14 protein-coding genes and 1 tRNA gene are annotated in these 14,701 nt (G+C 69.3%); 4 read left to right on the top strand and 11 right to left on the bottom strand.

The window, feature by feature from the left end; translation table 11 throughout:
* Window positions 1-19 precede the first annotated feature (19 nt).
* The 4 genes from O3W51_RS07240 to O3W51_RS07225 all read right to left on the bottom strand — a co-directional run bounded on the left by O3W51_RS07240 (window position 20) and on the right by O3W51_RS07225 (window position 5,682).
* Complete coding sequence (locus O3W51_RS07240) at window positions 20-1,699, bottom strand: relaxase/mobilization nuclease domain-containing protein (RefSeq protein WP_269284714.1); 1,680 nt, start codon at window positions 1,697-1,699, stop codon at window positions 20-22.
* Entirely contained in the window at window positions 1,696-2,514 is an 819-nt protein-coding gene (locus tag O3W51_RS07235) for a hypothetical protein (protein ID WP_269284713.1), read from the bottom strand. The genes O3W51_RS07240 and O3W51_RS07235 overlap by 4 nt, the downstream gene beginning before the upstream one ends.
* A gap of 467 nt (window positions 2,515-2,981) precedes the next feature.
* A complete protein-coding gene (locus tag O3W51_RS07230; protein WP_269284712.1) occupies window positions 2,982-3,905 on the bottom strand; it encodes a DUF2637 domain-containing protein in 924 nt (307 codons plus the stop codon).
* A 247-nt stretch (window positions 3,906-4,152) separates the two neighbouring features.
* Window positions 4,153-5,682 carry a DnaB-like helicase N-terminal domain-containing protein gene (locus O3W51_RS07225; protein ID WP_443048250.1) on the bottom strand — a complete coding sequence of 510 codons (1,530 nt, stop codon included), beginning with the start codon at window positions 5,680-5,682 and terminating at the stop codon, window positions 4,153-4,155.
* 269 nt (window positions 5,683-5,951) lie between these two features.
* Here O3W51_RS07225 and O3W51_RS07220 point away from each other — a divergent pair, with 269 nt between their 5' ends.
* The 3 genes from O3W51_RS07220 (at window position 5,952) to O3W51_RS07210 (ending at window position 8,119) form a co-directional block, all read left to right on the top strand.
* On the top strand, window positions 5,952-6,497 hold the full coding sequence (locus tag O3W51_RS07220) for a helix-turn-helix domain-containing protein (protein WP_269284711.1): 546 nt from the start codon (window positions 5,952-5,954) through the stop codon (window positions 6,495-6,497).
* Window positions 6,498-6,620: 123 nt separating this feature from the next.
* Window positions 6,621-6,836, top strand: a complete 216-nt coding sequence (locus O3W51_RS07215; protein ID WP_269284710.1) for a helix-turn-helix domain-containing protein — start codon at window positions 6,621-6,623, stop codon at window positions 6,834-6,836.
* Window positions 6,833-8,119 carry a site-specific integrase gene (locus O3W51_RS07210; protein ID WP_269284708.1) on the top strand — a complete coding sequence of 429 codons (1,287 nt, stop codon included), beginning with the start codon at window positions 6,833-6,835 and terminating at the stop codon, window positions 8,117-8,119. The genes O3W51_RS07215 and O3W51_RS07210 overlap by 4 nt, the downstream gene beginning before the upstream one ends.
* Before the next feature lie 105 nt (window positions 8,120-8,224).
* Here O3W51_RS07210 and O3W51_RS07205 read toward each other — a convergent pair whose 3' ends face one another.
* Window positions 8,225-8,437 (bottom strand): hypothetical protein, encoded by a 213-nt coding sequence (locus tag O3W51_RS07205; RefSeq protein ID WP_269284707.1) that lies wholly within the window; start codon window positions 8,435-8,437, stop codon window positions 8,225-8,227.
* 392 nt (window positions 8,438-8,829) lie between these two features.
* Window positions 8,830-8,964, bottom strand: coding sequence for a hypothetical protein (locus tag O3W51_RS07200; protein ID WP_269284705.1), 135 nt, complete (start codon window positions 8,962-8,964; stop codon window positions 8,830-8,832).
* Between the two features lie 574 nt (window positions 8,965-9,538).
* On the opposite strand from O3W51_RS07200, the gene O3W51_RS07195 reads away from it, so the two are divergent.
* Entirely contained in the window at window positions 9,539-10,390 is an 852-nt protein-coding gene (locus O3W51_RS07195) for a DUF6551 family protein (RefSeq protein WP_269284703.1), read from the top strand.
* Window positions 10,391-10,972: 582 nt separating this feature from the next.
* On the opposite strand, the gene O3W51_RS07190 is transcribed toward O3W51_RS07195, so the two are convergent.
* From O3W51_RS07190 to O3W51_RS07170, 5 genes are all read right to left on the bottom strand, one after another.
* Window positions 10,973-11,046: transfer RNA gene (locus O3W51_RS07190), tRNA-Pro, on the bottom strand.
* A gap of 12 nt (window positions 11,047-11,058) precedes the next feature.
* Window positions 11,059-11,751 (bottom strand): Pr6Pr family membrane protein, encoded by a 693-nt coding sequence (locus O3W51_RS07185; RefSeq protein WP_138358714.1) that lies wholly within the window; start codon window positions 11,749-11,751, stop codon window positions 11,059-11,061.
* A 4-nt stretch (window positions 11,752-11,755) separates the two neighbouring features.
* Window positions 11,756-12,706 carry a metallophosphoesterase gene (locus O3W51_RS07180; RefSeq protein ID WP_269284700.1) on the bottom strand — a complete coding sequence of 317 codons (951 nt, stop codon included), beginning with the start codon at window positions 12,704-12,706 and terminating at the stop codon, window positions 11,756-11,758.
* The gene (locus O3W51_RS07175; protein WP_269284698.1) at window positions 12,673-13,602 is read right to left on the bottom strand and encodes an ATP-grasp domain-containing protein; all 930 of its coding nucleotides are present in this window, start codon (window positions 13,600-13,602) and stop codon (window positions 12,673-12,675) included. The genes O3W51_RS07180 and O3W51_RS07175 overlap by 34 nt, the downstream gene beginning before the upstream one ends.
* Window positions 13,599-14,540: an ATP-grasp domain-containing protein gene (locus O3W51_RS07170; protein ID WP_138358710.1), complete on the bottom strand. Its 942-nt coding sequence runs from the start codon at window positions 14,538-14,540 to the stop codon at window positions 13,599-13,601. The genes O3W51_RS07175 and O3W51_RS07170 overlap by 4 nt, the downstream gene beginning before the upstream one ends.
* Window positions 14,541-14,701: the final 161 nt, after the last annotated feature.

The raw sequence follows: 14,701 nt of genomic DNA, 5'->3' as shown, positions 1-14,701 counted from the left end.
GGCTCTGCACCGCTCCTGCTCATGGACGCTGGCGGCGCTGTTTGGAGGCGACGGCGTTCCGGACGTCCGCGGCCGACGTCACGGGTCCCGGAGCGGTGATGTTTCGTGCATTGCTGCTGCGGGCGATGGCTGCCTGGTGGCGTTTGCTGGTGGTTGCGGTGATGCGCCAGTGGAGGACTTCGGCGGGGGATTGCGCTGTGGTGAGTTCTCGCTGTTCGGCTGCGTCCCGCAGGGTTCGGTGGGGGTTGTCGCCGGCCTTCTCGGCTTGGGCGAGGGTGGCGGTCAGGGCGGGCCAGGCGGGGTCGGCGAGGATGCGGTCGGCGTGTTCGGGGATGGCTTGCCGCAGTGCTGCCTCGTAGCGGCGGGTGGCGTCGGGGCGGGGTGCCGAGCGGGCGAGGGCGGTCAGGGTGGGGCGGGCGGCCTGCTCGTAGGCGGCGCTCAGGGCGGCGAGCGCTTGTTGGGCTGCCGCTTGCTGTTGCTGGTGGTCGCGGACGTGGTGCCAGTGCATGGTGGCGCGGGTGATCAGGATGGCAATGGAGAGCAGGACAGCGAGACCGGTGCTGTCCTGGCCGCTGGTGGCGGTGTAGATCAGATCCTTCGCGGCCCGGCGCAAGGCGGCAGCCTGCTGGTGGTCGGCGCGGATGGTGGAGCGAGTGGCGCGATGGAAGGCTGCTGCGGCGGCGCGGAGTTCGGCCTTGCTGACCGTAGGGGCGGCGAAGGTGGCGGTGTCGAGGAGTTCACCGAAGGCGGCGAGGTGGGCTTGCGCTCCGGCGTCGTCATCGTTGTTGAGTACGGCCAGGGTGTGGCGGGCGGCGTCGGCGGCAGCGTGCCAGGGGTTGGCGACGGGGGTGGCCTGGTCTTGTGCGGCGAGGTGCTTGCGGATTTCGGGCAGGGACAGGTCGGGGGAGAGCTTGGAGCCGGAGTAGTAGATGGGTTCGCCGGCGGCGTTGGTGTCGCTGGGGTGGGCGACGCTGTAGCCGGTGATGTCGCCGGATGGGGCCTTGCGGGGCCGGACCTTCATGCCCGTCCCCTCCAGGAGGGTGAAGAACTGGGCTTCGTCGCGGGCGGCGGCTTTGGCTTGGCGGACGGCTTCGCGTAGCTCGTCGCGTGCGGTCTGGGTGCGGCCGAGGCGTTCGGCTTTGAAGTGTTCGGGGCTGGTGGCGCGTTGGGGTGCGGTGCCGTCCCCGCGGTTGAGCTGGCGCAGGCCGTAGTCCTCCTCGATGGTGCGGCAGGCTGCCTGGACGGCTTTGCGGTCGTAGCTGCGGCGGGCGACCCGGCCGTCCTGGCGCACGAGAGTGGCGGCGATGTGGATGTGGTCGGGGGCGTGGCGCACGGCGATCCAGCGGCAGGCTTTGGTGTCGCCGTCGGGGGCGATGCCGGCGGCGGCCACGACGCGGCGGGCGATGTCGGCCCACTCGTCGTCGGCCAGGAGGCGGTCGGTGGGTGCGGTGCGTACCGAGCAGTGCCAGTTCGTTTTCGTGGGGCGCTGACCCTGGGGCAGAGCGTTGACCGGAAGGTCGAGCTGGGCGGCGAGCTTGGCCTCCGTGGCGGGATCGGGCTGGGGCCCGGGGTCGGGGGCGAAGTCGTTCCAGGAAGCGACCAGATGCTGATCGGTGTGCTCGTTGTGTTCGCCCGGACCGAACAGGTAGTGGACGAGGCGTTGGGTGCCACCGGAGCCAGTGGTGATGTGGGGGATCACGGGTGCGCGTGTCCTTCCAGCGCGACGACGGTCGCGGTGGCGTCGATGCGGTCCAGGACATCGCCCAGGGTGTGGAGCAGCCGGAGGGCCCGGTCGTGCGGAGTGTCGTCGGGGTTCAGGTGGCGCAGGAGCTGGGTGGTGTTGTTGGCGAGGGCGGCGAGCAGCCGGTTGGCTTCCATCAGCTCTTCGAGCTGCGCACGGGTGTCGGCGATGGCCGCACGGGGGTTGTCCGAGCGGGCGGCGAGCAGGGCTGCGGCGGCGGTGTAGGCGCCTGGCGGGATGCGGCAGAGGGTTGCGGCGGCGGTGATGCTCGCCCATTCGCGGTTGCTGAAGCGGGGGCTGACCCGGCGGGTGCGCGGACCGGAGAGACGGTGCCGGTGGCTGCCGCCGATATCCACAGGGCTGTGGATTCCGGTCGCATGCGTGGTGGTGAGGGCGGTGACAGCGGTGTCGACCTGGGCGACCCGGTGGGCGACGTGATGCAGCAGCCTGTCGGTGTGGTGAGGGAGGGTGCCGCCGGAGTTCAGGTGGCGGACGAGAGCGTTGAAGGTGCGGCCGGCGCGGGCGCAGGCGTGGTTGTCCCGCATGAGCTGATCGACCAAGTGCGGGTGGCTGGTGTGCCCACCAGGTTCGCTGGTGCGGGATGCGGCGACGGCGGCTGCGGCGACGAACCCGCCGTGCTTCTTCTCGCAGAGGGTGCTGGCCCGGCTGATCTCGCACCATTCGGCGTCGTTGAAGCGGGGGGCGACGCGGTGCAGGCGCGGTTCGGGCAGACGCAGGCGGTAGCGGGCGACGACATCCGCGATGGGGATCACTGCGGGATCGCTCGGCGCGGAGGGCGGCGAGGACGGAGGACGCGTGGGGTGGCTGGGGTTGTTGGCGGTCGGCACCCCCGGGCCGAGCGTCCCCGGCGCCGACCGCCCCCGGTCGGCGCTGGCCCTCCCCGCCACCCCTGGGGCGGGGAGAGGCCCGGCAGGAGTCCTTTGGGGACAACTTGCTGCTCCAAGGGCTGTCTTCTCCCTCGCCCACCGCCAGAGTCCCTTCTTCTCAGGAGGCTTTGAGACCTGCTCGAATCCCTCTTTGGTGTCTTGGGCGAGGTGCTGGTCCTTCGTCATCGTGAGGAGTCTCCTGACAGGTAGTTCGGTGTTGTGGACAAGGTGGACGCGGCGGACCGATCCGAGGTGATGGTCCGGGCGGCCGGGGGTTTGGTGCGGCCGGAGCTCTGGGATGGAGGAGCGGTGCGGCACCCGGACGGACCGGATGCCGCACCAGGTCGTCCCGGTCACCGGAGGGTGAGCTGCTCGGTGGTCTGTTCCGCGCGCAGGCGGTCCATGACGGCGGTGAGCCGGTCGCTGGACAGGCTGATTCCGTGCGCCCGGACGGCCTTGGTGACCACGGTCCGGCTCAGGAGTCCGGCATCGGTCGCCGCCTGACGCCCGATGGTCAGCAGTTCGTCCAAGGACGCGCCCGGCGGACGCCCGGCGGTCTTGCCGGCGGTGAGCTCACCGGAACTTCCGGTCCGGCTTTGTCCTGCGGCGATCGCCCCATCGTCGGATTCGCCAGTGGTCGGTTGTTCCGATCCTTTGAGGCCGGGGGTCGTTTCTGTTCCGGCCGTCGCACGCTGCTGACCTGAACCTGTGTCGTCGGCCAGTTTCGTACGGGTAGTGCTGGCCGCTGGGGTCGGCTCTCGGCCGGTGGACGAGGTTCCGGTCGGCTGGTCGCCCAGTCCACTGTGGACGGCAGGAATTCCGTGCGGGGGAGCGTCCATCGTGTGGCGGGTGATGAGGATGTGGAGGTGGACGGCTCCGGCGAGGGCGAGCGGGGCGAGCATCGCAAGGAGGCCGACGGTGCCGTCTCCCAGGTGGAGACCACCGGTGGTGCCCTGCTGGTTGAGCCGTACGGCGTGGAGGGCGTTGGCCCAGATGCTTGCCGTGGTCGCGATGCCGAACAGCGCCCACACGTACAGGCGGGCGTGGAAGGGCGCTGTGCGCAGGACCAGGAGGGCGCGGACGCCGTAGGCGATGAAGCCGTCGATCACGAGTGGGAAGAGGTAGGTGAGGATTCCGCGGACGTGGATGGCGACGGCCATCTGCTGGAGGGCGTCGTAGGACAGGGCGCATCCGGCGGCGCCGAGGGCCAGGATCGCTGCGCGGTCCCAACCGGTCGCGTGGTGGCTGGTGCTGGTGGGTATGGCGAGCGGGGGCATGCGGGGTTCTCCGTGTGTGGTTCTGGGGCGTTCACGGCGTTCACGGCAGGGGCGTACACGCGAGCCCCCTTCTAAAGGGGGGCTCGCGCGTGGACGCTGGGGTGCGTGGACGGCGTGTACGGTCGCGTGAACGCTTGACCTGTGGTTTTGCCGCGAGCGTGGACGCTCCGGACGCGGTGTGGAGCCGTGTGCGCGGGAGGGGTGCGTGTACGCCCCCGTGGACGGTCCGGACGCCTGGTGGGCGGGGTTAGGAGACCGCGCCGATGTGGCGGACCGAGGCGCGGTAGCGGGCCTGCTGGCCGCCTCCGCTGCCGCCTGCGGCGCCTTCGGCCTTGATCGCGAGTCCGGCCTTGGCGAGGCGTTCCAGGGTGCGCCGGGCCTTCTCGCTGGCGGCGCGGTCGGGGTTGTTGTCGCCGCTCTGGATGGTGGCGAGTTCGCGGACGGTCAGGCCGTCGGGGCGTTGGCGCAGGATCGCGACCGGGTCGAGGGCGGGGTCGACCTGCGAGGTGCCGCGTTCGTGGTCGTGGAGGACCTGCAGGGGGCCGATCTCGCCGGTCGGGCACTTGAGGTGGTGGAGCGTGACGGCGGGGTCGCCGGCCTCCCCGCCGATGAACAGGATGCTGCCTGCTCCGGAGGTGAGCCAGGTGGAGCCGTAGACGCGGTCCAGGGTTGGCCGCTGGGCGCGAGGCGCGCCTTCGGTGGCTTTGCGCTGGTGGTGGAGTTCCATGACCTCGACACCCTGGCGGATGGCTCGCTGGCGGGCGTTGTTGTAGGCGACGGCGAGGGCGTCGTCGACCAGGGTGCTGACCGCGTCCTTAAGGCTGTCGATCACGATCGTGTCGGCCTGGTGGGCGGCGGCGAGGTCGGCGAGGAGGTCGGGTTCCTTGTCCAAGGTGGCGGGCAGCGGGCCCTGCCAGACGGCGAGGCCCTCGCGCAGGCGCGACTCGTGCGCGGGCTCGACACGTCGGGCCAGGGCGCGGGCGATCTGCTGCGATCGGTCCATGGCCAGATACAGCACGCGTTTGCCCGGCGCGACCGGCATGTCGAGGACGCTGCTCGCCAGGCCCAGGCGGCCCATGATCAGCTGATGGGCAATGGTCGTCTTCCCGACGCCAGGTGCTCCGACGATCATCAGGCTCTCACCGGACGCCCAGGCCGTCTGCGAGCGGGTCCCCCACAGGGGCTGCTTGTCGGCGCCGGTCTCGGTGACGAATCGCCAGCCGTCGACGATGTACCGCGACAGCCGTCCCTGGCCCGAGGCCAGGGCGCGCTCGCGCTCGGCCCGGACCTCTGATTCGACCTCGCTGCGGATCAGGTCCGGGTCCGCTCCGGGTTCCATCGTGCGCTGGACGGTGCGGATGCTGGAGGTGCGCAGGCGCCGCAGGTCGGCCAGTTTGCGCACGATGCCGGCGTAGTGCTCGGCGCCGCTGATCGAGGGTGTGGATCCCGCCAGCTGGTGCAGGTACGGGGCGCCGCCGACGCGCTGCAGGTCGTCCTGCTCGCGCAGCCGGTCGCACAGGACGATCGGATCGGTGGGCTTGTCCTCGCTGCGCAGGGCGAGGAGGGCGCGCCAGATCGACTCGTGGGCCGGGCGGTAGAAGTCGGCGCCGTCGAGCAGGTGGCGGACGGCGTCGATCACGTCGGGGTGGTGCATGCAGGCGCCGAGCACAGCGGCCTCGGCAGCCACGTCGTGCGGGGGTACCGCCGTTATATCCGGAGATGGCGGGTGGCTGCCGTCCTGCCGGAGGTGTGGCGCGTTCGACCGGGGTTCGTCCATACTGGACACGAAGCTCCTCGCTCGCGGGCCACACGGGACGGCGAATCCCAGGCCACGCGGGTAAATCGTTCAGGGATGGGCGGTTGTGAGAGTGCGAGCTGGGCCCTCGGCGTTCGTAGCGCCGGGGGCTTTTTGCGTTCGCCTCCTCCAGGTGAACGACCAAGGTACCGGAAACGTTCCGCATTGCAACGCTTGCATTCGTCTGCGCAATGGTGTTTGCTTGTCAGTATCGCCCCGGCTGAAGCCGGGCCCTGTCGAGAGGTGGAGCCGTGAGCAGTGACGAAGGCACGTCTCGCGCAGGGCAGGAGCGGCCGCTGCCGGAGGAGTACGTCGCCGAGCGCATCAAGCTCGAACGCGAGGCGCGCGGCTGGAGCACGGTCACGCTGGCCGAGCGGATGGCCGAGGCCGGCCATGTCGTCAACCAGTCCGCGATCTGGCGCATCGAGAGCGGCAAGCCCCGTCGGAGGGTCAACCTCGATGAGGCGATCGGCTTCTGCAAGGTCTTCGACCTCACGATCGATGAACTGAGCAGCCCGCCCGGTCAGCTCGCCAATCCGCTGGTCCGTCGTCTCATCGGCGAGTACGTCGACAGATGGAAGGAATGGCGGGCGCTGGGCAAGGACATGCGCCGGATCCAGGACGACCTCAAGGCGTATACGGACGCCAACCCGAACCAGGAAGACATGGTCAAGGGGCTCCTCACGCATGAGATGGCGGTGGCCTCCAATGGCGAGTTCCATCACCACAACGCTGCCCCGCCCAGGCTCCGCAGCTACCTCGGCGACCGTATGAACGGCCCGACCGACAACAACTGAAACAGCGCCGCGCTGCTACGAACAGCGCGGCATCCTGCTTGATCCACAAGCCCATCCCTGAACGATTCACCAGCCGACCCCGGGATTCGCCGTCCCACGGTCGGCCAGGAGAGGAACCTCCCCATGCCCACCAACGCCACCACCGTCATCGAGCGGAAGTGGTACACCACCGCCGAAGTCGCCGTGATGCTCAACTTCGGCCTGTCCAAGACCAAGGCACTCGTCCGGTCGGGCGAGATCCGCTCCGTTCTTATCGGGCGCAGCCGCCGCATTCTGCCTGTCTGGGTCGACGAGTACGTGGCCCAGGTCGTCGCCAACGATGTGGAGCTGGCGGCTTGAGCGGCAAGCGCGGAAACGGCGAGGGGTCCATCTACCCCTACAAGAACGGCTTCGCCGCCTACGCCTGGGTGACCACGCCCATGGGCAAGCGCGCCCGTAAGTACGTTTACGGCAAGACCCGTCCCGAGGTCCACGACAAGTGGCTCAAGCTCCACACAGCGGCCAAGGCCGGCCCGGTGGCCACCAGCACCCCGACCCTGGAGAGCTTCCTCGCCCACTGGCTGAAGGAAGAGGTGGAGGTCAACCTCAAGCCGCTCACCGCGGCCACCTACGAGACGGTGGTCCGTCTCTACATAGCCCCGCTCCTCGGCGCCAAGCGCGTCGACCGGCTCAACGTCCGCGACGTGCGCGAGTGGCTCAACAAGCTCGCCGCCACCTGCCAGTGCTGCGCGCAGGGCAAGGACGAAGCCCGGCCCGAGGAGCGCCGTCGCTGCTGCGCGATCGGCAAGTGCTGCGGCAAGGTGCTGGCCAAACGGTCGGTCGGCGACGCCCGGACCGTGCTGCGCAGCGCTCTGACGTACGCGATGAGTGAGGAGATGATCTCCCGCAACGCCGCCCAGCTGGTCAAAATGGCCAAGCCCCGCAGCCGCAGGGTCGTCCCCTGGTCGGTGGAGGAGGCCAGTCGCTTCCTCGAATCCGCCCGCACGGCCCGCGACCCGCTGTACGGCGCGTACGTGATGATCCTGGTCCTGGGGCTCCGAAAGGGGGAGGTGCTCGGACTGGAGTGGGCGAACGTGCTCATGGACCGCAACGAGGTCCTCATCCAGAAGCAGCTCCAGCGGGTGCGCCGGCAACTCCTGCACTCGGAAACCAAGACCGACGCCTCGGAGGCGCTGCTCCCGCTGCCGGATATCTGCCGCGCAGCCCTTCTGCTGCGGCAGAAGAGCCGCGACGCACACAAGCTCGCTGCCCGCGAGCTGTGGACTGAGTCGGACATGGTCTTCACCACCCGCTACGGCACACCGGTCGAGCCCCGGAACTTCAACCGGCGCTTCGCGTTCCGCTGCGCAGAAGCCGGGGTCCGGCTGATCCGCGTCCACGACACCCGCCACACCTGCGGCTCGCTGCTCGCGGCCCTGGACGTCCACCCGCGCATCGCGATGCAGATCCTCCGGCACACGCAGATCTCGGTGACCATGGAGGTCTACACCCACATTCCGTCCGAACAGACCCGTGACGCCTTGCGCAAGCTCGGGGCCACGCTCGAAGGCGGGCTGGCGGACCTGGCGGCGGCCGAGTTGGACGAGGGCCTGCCCGATCAGGCGGTCGATGAAGGTCGCTAACCGTCGGCGTAGTTGCTGTACTTCGCTGGTGTACCGCAGGCCAGAGGCCCCATCGGATTTCTCCGATGGGGCCTCTGGCCTAGGTCAGGTCACCGCTGCCCTTCGTCAGAAGGTGTTGGCGGTGAAGGGGCACGCCGGTTCGACTATGAGGGCGAGCAGACGTTCGAATTCGGTGTACTCGTCCTTGCTCATGAGCTCGACGGCGTTGCCGAGGTTCTTCTCGGTGAGCTGCTCCATGAACGGGGCGAGGAAGCGCTGCAGAGTCTCCGGCGCGTGCACCGCTTCCTGTACGTAGTTCCGGTACCGGGTGAGCTGCATTCGTACTTCTTCACGTTCGGCACGGGTTGCCTCAAAGACACGAGCCTGTTCCTCCCGGCTAAACGGGCGTCCGTCGCGGTGGGTCCATATGCCGGTGTCGGAAAGGCGCGTGAAGTCCGCGCTGCAGAGAAGGGCGATGATGTCAGGTCGGAGTGCGAGCGTGGTCATGTGAGGTGGTGCTCCTCGTTGGTTGGGGAACACCAATCGTGCGGAGAATCGCCGGTTGGGCTAACCGGCGATCGTCGGCTATGTTGCGCCCGCTTCCCCGGTCAGTGCCCTGGAGGAGTTTGGGGTCCGAGTAGGAGCGGCCCAGGAAACCGGTGTTGTTGTCAGCACTTCCGACAGGTCGTGATCCGGGCCGTTCGTCTCTCCGGTCCGAGCAAGCAGAGCAGTCACCCACGTTCGAGCGTGCTGCGCATCTCCTTTGCCGCCTCCTCAATAGCTTCCAGTTGCTCCTTCAGTTCCATCGTCTTCAGCTCGTACTCCTGCTTGACCTTGGTGCTTTTGGCCGTGTTGAGCTGACGCAAGGCGTGCTCCGGCCGTTGCGGACCGCGTCAATCACCGCCCCAGCCTCGCTCCCGATCTTGTAGAGCACCACGAAGGCGTTCTGATCGCCAGGCAAGTCCTCGGGCAGGTAGCCGATCCCCAAATCGGAGAGCTGAGAGCGGATGAGGGCTAGGACTCGGACCTTGAGCCGGTCAAAGCCGCTGAGGTAGCGGAGATCAAGCATGGAGACGCGGAGAACGCCGCCCTCCCCCTTGAGCGCAGTGTCGAGATCGCCCCAGTCTGCGAATCCATCGTCGGTCACGTCCATCTCCCAAGATCGGCAAGTAGCTGCAAGATCAACCCTAGTTATTTCTACCTAGCCTCGCTAGATATGGTAAGTAAAAAACAACCCTCCGTTCTCGTCATTCTAAGTGGGTGTGCCAGGCGCTCGACGCTCATCCGCGAACTCCACGCAGCTACGGATGTGATCAAGGAAGCGTCCGCGAGACCTCGTTGCACGCGTAAATCTGTGGTCCGCGAGAATCCCAGACGCGCGGAGATTTCTCCGCGTAGTGTGTGCGAGGTCCGACCGCCGTGACACCGAGGGAGGGGCGCGTGGCTACCACCAAGATCGTCCGCCGCAAGCAGGTCGTGAGGAAGTATTACGAGAGCATCCGGGTCTCGCAGTTGAGGGTCGACCCGAACCTCGACGCACAGCGGATGTTCCAGCCAAAGTGGGCCGGCCGCCTTGCGAAGATCTGGGATCGCGAGGTGCTGATGCCCGCGATCGTCTCCCGTCGGCCTGACGGCGACTTCCTCCTCGACGGCCAGCACTCCACCAAGGTCGCCCTGGACATCGAGGGCCCGGACTTCGAACGCGACTGCATGGTGTACGAGGGCCTGACTAAGCAGCGAGAGGCCAAGCTGTTCCTTGCGGCGAACCGCGACCGTCGCGCGGTGCGACCGTTCGAGAACTTCGTCGTGGCGGTGACCGCCAAGGAACCCGAGGCGGTCACGATCAACCGGGACGTCGAGAGCTGCGGCCTGCACGTGTCGAGTGGCACGTCGAAGAACGGCGTCTCGGCGATCCAAGCCCTCAAGGTTGTCCACGGGATGCGAGACCCTGAAGACGGTCTCGTGCGCAAGACCCTGACGACGGTCCTTGACGCCTGGGGATCGGACCCGACGTCGTGGGACGGGATGATGCTCCGCGCGGTCGCCATCGTGATCAGCAAGAACTGGGAGACGATCCACCTGCCCTCCCTAGCGCTGACCCTCAAGCAGGAGCCCGTCGGCAGGTGGAAGGACATGGCGATTCTGGACACGGTCAGCGGCGGCGGTTCCCAGTCCCGCTCGATCCCGCTCGCGGCCAACATCGCCTACGAGTACAGCACCGCGTTCGCAGGGCAGCACGGCATGGCCATCGGTCCCCAGAAGCGCAAGAAGAAGACCGTCGCCGCGGCGTAGCGCGGCTCTCTGGCGGGCCTCGACGGCGCGTCTACTGGCGTGAGGCGACCCGCCGCCGTCGCCGGTGCCTCCCCGCGCCGCGAGGCACCGGCGAGGACGAGCCACAGGCCCTGATGCCACGATCCTGGCCGTCGCATGTACCGCAGCCTGCCGCCGGATGGCGCGTTGGCCACGTACCGACCGATGACGCTGCCCGGGGCGCTCATCTCGACCTTGCCCTCGGCGTCAGCCACCGCCCAGCCTCCTTGCGGAGGCCCTTCCGGTTCTCGGAGGCATGGCCCAGGTGAACCGCGTCCCTGACGCTCGTCACACCTGCGGCTCGCTGTTGTCGGCACAGGGGGCCCACTCGTGCATCGAGGTGCAGAGCAGATCTCGGTGACTACGCAGATTTGTATGCAGGTGCCATCCCAGCACCTGTGCAAGTTCGAGAGCGGGCTAGTCGAGCTGGCGGCGGCCGATCAGGTCCTGTCAGATCCGGCGGTCGATGAAGGTCGCCAGCGGCCGGAGTGGTTGCTGTACTTTCCTGCTGTACAACGCGAAAGAGGCCCTATCGGATCTCTCCGATAGGGCCTCTGACCTGGGTCGGGGTGGCGGGATTTGAACCCACGGCCTCTTCGTCCCGAACGAAGCGCGCTACCAAGCTGCGCCACACCCCGGTGCAACGAGATTTACTTTAGCGGACGGGAAGCCGGAGACGAAATCCGGTTTTCCTGGGTGGGGAGGCGGGGGCGGGTGCGGTCGAGGGTGATGAGGAGGAGGGCGAGGGCGGAGAAGGCGAGGGCGAGGACGGCGGCGTTGCGGAGGACGGCGGGGTAGCCGTGCAGGTCGACGTCGAGGAAGGGGTAGGGGTAGCGGTTCGGGGGGTCGATCAGGGGGCCGCGGAGGAGGGCGAAGGCGGCGTACGCGAGGGGGAGGGCGAGCCACTGGTAGGCGTAGCGCCACTGGAAGCGGGCCGGGGTGGTGAGGAGGAGCCAGTCGAGGGTGACTGTGACGGGTGTCACGGTGTGCAGCAGCTGGTTGGAGAGGATCAGGTCGCCGGTGCGCTGGGCGAGGTTCTCCGCCTCGGAGAAGCCGCTGGACTCGTTGGCCAGCACGAGGTGGTAGACGAGACCGGTGATCACGATGCAGAGCAGGACCGCGCCGGTGATGCGCGGGGACAGCGGCGGGCGGCCGGTCCAGGCGCGGTGCGCCGACCAGGCGAAGGTGATCGCGATGGCGGCGTTCGTCAGGATGGTGAAGAAGGTGAAGACGCGCAGCGGGTCGGTGTGCACGCACTCGATGGTGATGCCGGTGACGGCGGCCGCGGCGATGAGCGCGCGGCAGAGGGCGACGTAAGGACGACGGAGCGCCGGCTCGGACATCGCCTCACCGTACGGGGCGGCCCGCCTTCCGGGCGGTCAGCGTGAGGAGTGTCGCCTCCGGAGGGCAGGCGAAGCGGATCGGGGTGTAGCGGTTGGCGCCGCAGCCCGCGGAGACGTGGAGGTAGGAGCGCTCGCCGCCCGCGGTGTGGGCGGACAGGCCCTTCACGCGCTTGGTGTCCAGGTCGCAGTTGGTGACGAGGGCGCCGTAGAAGGGGATGCAGAGCTGGCCGCCGTGGGTGTGGCCGGCGAGGATCAGCGGGTAGCGGTCGGCCGCGAAGGCGTCCAGGACCCGCAGGTACGGGGCATGGACGATGGCGAGGCTGAGGTCCGCGGCCGGGTCGGGGCCGCCGGCGACGGCCGCGTAGCGGTCGCGCTTGATGTGCGGGTCGTCGAGGCCGGTGAGGGCGATCTCGATGCCGTCGTCGAGCTTGAGGTGGCCGCGGGTGTTGCTGAGGCCGATCCAGCCGGCGGCGTCGAACGCGTCGCGCAGATCGCCCCACGGGTTGCGGACCACATTGGTGACCGGGTCCGTCTTGCCGTTGAGCCCGTGCTGGCTGCGGGACTTCTCGATGAGGTAGCGGGCCGGGTTGCGGAACCGGGGCCCGTAGTAGTCGTTCGAGCCGAAGACGTAGGCGCCGGGGAAATCCATCAGCGGGCCGAGCGCGTCCAGGACCTCGGGGACGCCCTCCGGGTCGGAGAGGTTGTCACCGGTGTTGACGACGAGATCCGGGCGCAGCCCCGCCAGGGACTGCAGCCAGCGGCGCTTCCTGTTCTGGCCGGAAACCATGTGGATGTCGGAGACCTGCAGGATCCGGATCGGCCGCATCCCGGCGGGCAGCACCGGGACCTCGACGCGGCGCAGCCGGAAGGCCTGCGGTTCGATTGCCGTGGCATAGGCCACGCACGCCGCGCCGACTACCGTTACGCCGAGGGGAACTCCGTATCGCGCTCGCATGTGTCCATCGTCGCAGATGAGATGAGCGCCGCCAGAGCGTGCGGCGCTCCGCTGCCGCCCCGGAAGCCGGGAAAGGCGTTGATATCGACGATGAGCGGGGTCCCGGACCGGTCGGCGATCACGTCCACGCCGTAGACGTCGAGGGCGAAGACCTTGCCCGCCTGCAGCGCCAGATCGTGGGCCCCGGGGGGCGGCGGAGGCGGCGGGGGCTGGCCCCCGGGCTCAGCTGCCGCGCTGTCCGCGCTGTCCGCGCTGTCCGCGCCGTCCGCGCTGTCCGGGCCGTCCGGGCCGTCCGGGCTGTCCAGGGCTCCCAGGGGGGACGGGCGCAGGCCGGTGAAGACCTGGCCGGCGATCACCCACAGCTTGTGGTCCCAGCCGTCGCCCGGCGTGAAGTCCTGGACGACGACCAGCTCGTCCGGCCACCTGCGGGCGAGGTCCCGCAGCCCGGCGGTGTCGTCGACCCTGGCGACGACATCGCCGCGCCGGTTGGCCCGGCTCTTGACGATGAACGGATAGCCCGACGGCGGCGGAGCGGTGAGCCGTGACAGCGGAGCGACGGTCCGGGTCACGGGGAACGGGAGGCCCGCGGCCAGCGCGGTCTCCGCCATCCGGACCCGGTCCTGGCACAGCTCGGTCGACGCGGCCGAGTTGACGACACGCGCACCGCGCCGCTCCAGGGCCCGGGCGAGCCGGATCGCTTGCGGCGTATGGGACTTGAGGAGGTAGACGTCGGCGAGCGCGCCTGGTGCGGGTTCCGTGGCGTGGGCCGGGTCGGTGAACTCGACGTTGGTGTGGTGACGGTCCGCCAGCAGGGTGGCGGTGGCGGCCAGCAGCGGGTGGTCCGGCTTGTCCGTCAGGAAACAGACGCGCTGTCCGGTGGAATCAGCGGTGTTCATGTGCCGGCCTGTGCGGGGACGAAGGCCGCGGCCTGGGGAGTGAGTCCGGCGTGCCCGCCCGCTCCGCCCGTCCTGGCCAGGTCGAGCACGGCCCGCGCCACCCGGGCGACGGCGTCGGGCACCTTGCGGAAGCTCGGGAAGTCGTTGATGTCGACGACGACCGGGCCGTCCGGCCCGAGCAGCACGTCGATCCCGTACAGGTCCAGGCCGAAGACGGCGCCGATCTCGGCCGCCAGCCCCGCCACCTCGCGGGGGAGCGGCACGAGCCGTTCGTCCACGGCGAGTTCCGGGCGCAGCGGCGAGGCCCGTACGGTCGCGAACGCCTCGCCGCCGACGCAGTACACCTTCAGGTCCGTCCCGGAGTTGGGCACGTACGGCTGGGCTATGAGCAGACCACCGTCCTCAGGACCGGGGCCCGGGCCGGGACCGGAGGCCGCTTCGCCGCTGTCGCCGGACCCCGTGAGCTGGTCCGGCGTGTGCACCAGCCGCACCCCGCGCCCCGAGCTGCCCGCCGCGGGCTTCACGACCAGCGGGAAGTGCTCCTCGGGGACCTCCGCGAACAGTTCGGCCCTGGCGGCCGCGTACGTCACCGGCATGGGCAGACCGTGCTGCTGCGCGACGAGCGCGGTGAGTGCCTTGTCGCGGACCGCCCGGATCGCGCGGGCGTCGTTGACCGTGGTCAGGCCGAGTGCCGCCGCGCCTTCGAGGAGGGTCAGGCCGGGGCCGCCGGAGACGGTCTTGAGCACCCAGGCATCGTGCGCGCCCGACTGCACCGCGGCGGAGAGCCCGGACAGTTCGGAGAACTCGGACAGCCGGATGAGAGAACCGCCGGGGCGGATGACGTCCACCTGGTGTCCCCAGGCGCCCAGTTGCCTGACCACGTCGAGAGGCATGCCGTCGTGACGGTAGTGCTCCTCGACGAGGAAACAGAGCCTCATCTGGTCCCCTTGCCCCCCGGACGTCCGCCGATCCGTCCGGCAGAGCTGTGACCGAACAGGATGCCATGGGGCGCTTGGTGTTCCGGCGCGCGGGACCGGTCCGGGACACCTCCGGGACCTGGACGGGACCTGGGCGGGACGCGGATGGGAGGCGGACGGGA

Origin of the sequence: Streptomyces sp. H39-C1, assembly GCF_027158125.1 — a bacterium.
In the GTDB taxonomy this organism is placed as follows: Bacteria; Actinomycetota; Actinomycetes; order Streptomycetales; family Streptomycetaceae; genus Actinacidiphila; species Actinacidiphila fildesensis.
The sequence above is the reverse complement of the archived record's forward strand: the minus strand, read 5'-3'. Positions and strand labels throughout refer to the sequence as shown.